Source organism: Paracoccus marcusii (assembly GCF_006151785.1).
In the GTDB taxonomy this organism is placed as follows: Bacteria; Pseudomonadota; Alphaproteobacteria; order Rhodobacterales; family Rhodobacteraceae; genus Paracoccus; species Paracoccus marcusii.
Window position 1 is genome coordinate 1 of record NZ_VDDD01000191.1, and the last position, 4,448, is coordinate 4,448.

5 protein-coding genes and 2 pseudogenes are annotated in these 4,448 nt (G+C 69.2%); all 7 read right to left on the reverse strand.

What is annotated here, in order from left to right:
- Positions 1-522: pseudogene (locus tag FHD68_RS17755) on the reverse strand (protein TolA); the annotation flags it as partial.
- A 3-nt stretch (positions 523-525) separates the two neighbouring features.
- Positions 526-975, reverse strand: coding sequence for an ExbD/TolR family protein (locus FHD68_RS17760; protein ID WP_046001374.1), 450 nt, complete (start codon positions 973-975; stop codon positions 526-528).
- 1 nt (position 976) lies between these two features.
- Positions 977-1,669 (reverse strand): protein TolQ, encoded by a 693-nt coding sequence (gene tolQ / locus FHD68_RS17765; RefSeq protein WP_045981459.1) that lies wholly within the window; start codon positions 1,667-1,669, stop codon positions 977-979.
- A 167-nt stretch (positions 1,670-1,836) separates the two neighbouring features.
- Positions 1,837-2,232, reverse strand: a complete 396-nt coding sequence (ybgC, locus tag FHD68_RS17770; protein WP_127899105.1) for a tol-pal system-associated acyl-CoA thioesterase — start codon at positions 2,230-2,232, stop codon at positions 1,837-1,839.
- Positions 2,233-2,268: 36 nt separating this feature from the next.
- On the reverse strand, positions 2,269-3,300 hold the full coding sequence (gene ruvB / locus FHD68_RS17775) for a Holliday junction branch migration DNA helicase RuvB (protein WP_045981457.1): 1,032 nt from the start codon (positions 3,298-3,300) through the stop codon (positions 2,269-2,271).
- The gene (gene htpX, locus FHD68_RS17780) at positions 3,297-4,217 is read right to left on the reverse strand and encodes a zinc metalloprotease HtpX (RefSeq protein ID WP_127899106.1); all 921 of its coding nucleotides are present in this window, start codon (positions 4,215-4,217) and stop codon (positions 3,297-3,299) included. The genes ruvB and htpX overlap by 4 nt, the downstream gene beginning before the upstream one ends.
- 15 nt (positions 4,218-4,232) lie before the next feature.
- Positions 4,233-4,448, reverse strand: a pseudogene (locus FHD68_RS17785) (Holliday junction branch migration protein RuvA); the annotation flags it as partial.

Consider the following 4,448-nt stretch of genomic DNA (forward strand, 5'->3'; position numbering starts at 1 on the left):
CGGAACGGCCGCGGCGTCGGGCGTCGGCAACGCCGGACGGTTGGGCTGGGCCTCTGCCACGGGGGCCGGGGGGGTGTCCGGGACCTGCGGGGCGGTCTCGGCGCCGTCGGTCTGGTTCGGGCGCGGTGCGGGCAGATCGGTCGCGACCTCGACCGGCGCGGCGGGCGCGAAATCGCTGAGGTCGGGCACGGATTCGGCCGTGTCGGGCTGTTCCAGCGCCGCGGCCTGCCCCGATTGCGGGGGGATCGCATCGACGGGCCGCGCCGCACCGTCCTCGGCCGGGTCGACGGGGTCGGGCAATGTGGCCACTGCGGTCGAATCGGCACCCACCGGCCCCGCCCCGCGGGCGGCGGCGGCCATCGCCTCGAACTCGGCGCCGCTGATGGTCGAGACCTGGGTCGTGCGCACCATCGGGCTGGGCTGCGGACGAAACAGCGCCCCGCCCAGGATCGCCCACAGGATCAGGGAGCCGTGCGCGACCCCCGAGACCCAGTAACCGATGCGCCCTTCGCGTTCGTCCATGGTTCAGCCGTCCATCCGCGGTCCGCCGGTCTCGGTGACCAGCACGATGTCGGTGATCCCCGCGGCGTTCAGCGCGCCCATGATCTGGACCACGCGGGCATAGGGGATGGTGCCGTCGGCACGCAGGAACACCCGGCCCGACTGCCGTTCCGCCAGGATCGTGCGCAGCGTCGTCACGACCTGCTCGTCCGCCACCGGCTGGTCCATGATCGTCAGCGACCCCTCGACCGGGATCGACACCATCAACGGCTCCTCGTCCTCGTTGGGGACGGCGTTGGCGGCGGTTTCGGGCAGGTTCAGCGGAACGCCCGCCGTCATCAGCGGCGCCGCGACCATGAAGATGATCAGCAGCACCAGCATCACGTCCACGAAGGGCGTGACGTTGATCTCGGACATCGGCAGGTTGCGCCGACGGCCCTTGCTGCGGACGCGCTTGACGACCCCGGATGCCATGTCAGGCCTCGTCCATCTGACGCGACAGAAGCGTCGAGAACTCGTCCGAGAATGCCTCCCATCCGCCAGTGATGCGTTCCGCATCGCCCGACAGCTTGTTGTAGAAGACGACGGCCGGGATGGCCGCGACCAGGCCCAGGGCAGTCGCCAGCAGGGCCTCGGCGATGCCCGGCGCCACGACGGCCAGACTGGTATCCTGGGTCAGGGCGATACCCTCGAATGCGGACTTGATGCCCCAGACGGTGCCGAACAGGCCGATGAAGGGCGCGGTCGACCCCACGGTCGCCAGGAAGGACAGGCCGCGGAACAGGCGCTGTTCCTCGCGCTGGATGGCCACGTTCATGGCCCGGTCGATGCGCCCGATGCCGCCCGCGATCAGCCGCCCGTCATCGCGGTGGCTGCGGCGCCATTCGGTCATGCCCGCGGAAAAGATCCGTTCCGACGGCCCCTTGGGACGGTCGCCAAGCCGGTCATAAAGATCGTCCAAGGGCTCTCCGGACCAGAAGGCGCGGTCAAAGCGGGCAGCCTCCTTGCGCGCCTGCGCAAAGGTCAGGAACTTCTGCACGATGATCGCCCAGGACCAGAACGAGGCCGCGATCAGCATGATCATGACCACCTGCACCGTCAGCGAGGATCGCCAGAACAAAGCCACGGCCGAAAAGTCTATGGCCTCGGCGGCCTGAATGGGTTCCATGGTCTAATGCCTCATCATCAGGGGCCGCAACTGCCCCCTGGCAGCCCGGCGTTGCGGCCTGTTACCCTGTAATTGCCACGGGTTTCAGCCCCCGCGGCAACACAATGGCGTCAATTTTCATCAACCTGCGTCCGTGTTGCCGCATCCGCGCGGCAGAGGCCACGGGTTCAGCCCTCCGGCAGCGCCCGCGACAGGGCGGCGGGCAGGCGCACGGGACGTCCCCGCCCGTCCAGGCTGACGATCGTCACCCGCGCCGAAAACAGTACCTCATCGCCGCGCAGCACCTGCTGGTCGACCACGATCCGCGCGGCCGTGGCGTGCGACAGGTCGGTGACCACGGTCAGCAGGTCGTCGAAGCGCGCGGGGCGCAGATAGTCGGCCTCGATATGGCGGACGGCGAAGACGTGGCCCGACGTCTCCTTCATGCGCATCTGGTCGATTCCGGTGGCACGCATCCATTCGGACCGCCCCCGCTCGATGTATTTCAGATAGTTCGCATAATAGACGATCCCGGCCAGGTCGGTGTCTTCGTAATAGACGCGCAATGTCAGGTGATGGCTCATGGGGACCAAAATACGCGCGATCGGTCCCGTCCGCAATCAGACGTCGAACAGCGTCGCCTGACCGGTGGGGACCGGCATGTCCAGGCCCAGATGGCGCCAGGCCCCCTGGGTCAGCATGCGCCCGCGTGGGGTGCGCGCGACCAAGCCCTGCTGCAGCAGATAGGGCTCGATCACCTCCTCGATGGCGTCGCGGCTCTCGGACAGGGCGGCGGACAGCGTCTCGACCCCCACGGGTCCGCCCGCGTAATGCTGCGCCATCTGCGTCAGGTACCGCCGGTCGGCCCCGTCCAGGCCCAGATCGTCCACCCCCAGCCGGTTCAACGCGATATCGGCGATCTCGCGCGTCAGGCGGCCGTTCCCCTCCACCAGCGCGAAATCGACCACGCGGCGCAGCAGCCGGCCCGCGATGCGGGGCGTGCCGCGGGCGCGGCGCGCGATCTCCAGCGTGCCTTCGGGATCGGCGCTGATCCCCATCAGCCGCGCGCCGCGCTGCACGATCAGGTCCAGTTCCGCGATCTCATAGAACTGCAGCCGGGTCGGAATGCCGAACCGGTCGCGCAGCGGCGTGGTCAGCAGGCCAAGCCGCGTGGTCGCCCCCACCAGCGTGAAGGGCTGCAGCTCGATCCGCACGGTGCGTGCGGCCGGGCCCTCGCCGATCACAAGATCCAGCTCGAAATCCTCCATCGCGGGGTACAGGATCTCTTCGACCGCGGGGTTCATGCGGTGGATCTCGTCGATGAACAGGACGTCGCGCGCCTCGAGATTGGTCAGGATCGCGGCCAGGTCCCCCGCCCGCGCGATGACCGGCCCGGATGTCATGCGGAAGTTCACCCCCAGTTCGCGTGACATTATCTGCGCCAGCGTGGTCTTGCCCAGTCCCGGGGGGCCGAAGAACAGCGTGTGGTCCATCGCCTTGCCGCGCATCTTGGCGCTTTCGATGAACACCTTCAGGTTCGCGCGCGCCTCGGCCTGGCCCACGAATTCGGACAGGTTCTGCGGGCGCAACGCGCGATCCTCGACATCGCTGTCCAGCTTTTCGGGGCGCAGGTCAGGGTCCGGTCCGGTCATCCGCGGCCCCAGGGCGTGCGCGGCGCGGCGCCGGTGCGGGGGATGCGGCTTGGTCCTGCGGCGGGGGCCGGGTCACGCGGGGCCGTGCCATCCATCGCCATCAGCCGGGCGATCCGCTCCTCGGTCGGGGGGTGGGTGGTGAACAGCCGGTCGGCCCGCATCGCGTGCAGCGGGTTGATGATGAACATCGCCGCGGCGGCGGGGTTCTTCTCGGCCGGCAGGTTCACGCTGCGCCCCGCCGCCTGCGCGATCCGACTCAGGGCCGAGGCCAGCGCCCGCGGCTTGCCGCTGATCTGCGCGCCGGTCGCATCCGCCTCGTATTCCCGCGCACGAGAGATCGCCATCTGCACCATCATCGCGGCCATCGGCGCCAGGATCATCGCCAGAATGCCGCCGATCATGCCGCCCCGCCCCTCGCGGTTGCCCGCGAACAGCATCATGTTCCCCATCATCGCGATGGCGCCGGCCATGGTCGCGGTGACGGTCATGGTCAGCGTGTCGCGATGCCGAATATGGGCCAGCTCATGGGCGATCACGCCCTCGATCTCGTCTGCGGACAGGTGGTTCAGCAGCCCCTGCGTCACCGCCACGGCGGAGTTCTGCGGATTGCGCCCGGTGGCAAAGGCATTGGGCTGCTGGGTCGGCAGCAGGTACAGCTTGGGCATGGGCATCTGCGCGCGCTCGGCCAGCCGCGCGGTCATCGCGTGCAGTTCGGCCCCCTGTTGGGGCGACAACTCGACCGCCCCCTGCTGGCGCAGGACCATCTTGTCACTGTTCCAGTAGCTGAAGAAGTTCATGCCCCCCGCGATCACCAGCGCCATCACCGCACCGCCCGATCCGCCCAGCATCCAGCCGAAGGCCATGACCAGCGCGGTCAGCGCCGCCATCAGCATGAAGACCTTGACGTTTCCTGCCATGTTCAGACCTCCGGTTCAGTCCTTGGGCGCCAGCAGACGCAGCGCCGCGCGGATCAACGCGGGCATGGCCGCCGCCGGTTCCCGCGCCTGCGCCTCGGCCACGGCGGATGCCGCCTCGGACGGACCATAGCCCAGATTGGTCAGCGCCGACAGCGCATCCGCCATGGCCTGGCCCTGATGCGCGCCGGTCGCGGGGCCGGGGGCATCGGCGCGACCGCGCGCGGATGCCGC

Bases quoted from the DNA above. Each gene is read 5' to 3' on its own strand.
- FHD68_RS17760 (WP_046001374.1), bottom strand. From the start codon at position 975: ATGGCATCCGGGGTCGTCAAGCGCGTCCGCAGCAAGGGCCGTCGGCGC.
- tolQ (WP_045981459.1), bottom strand. From the start codon at position 1,669: ATGGAACCCATTCAGGCCGCCGAGGCCATAGACTTTTCGGCCGTGGCT.
- ybgC (WP_127899105.1), bottom strand. From the start codon at position 2,232: ATGAGCCATCACCTGACATTGCGCGTCTATTACGAAGACACCGACCTG.
- ruvB (WP_045981457.1), bottom strand. From the start codon at position 3,300: ATGACCGGACCGGACCCTGACCTGCGCCCCGAAAAGCTGGACAGCGAT.
- htpX (WP_127899106.1), bottom strand. From the start codon at position 4,217: ATGGCAGGAAACGTCAAGGTCTTCATGCTGATGGCGGCGCTGACCGCG.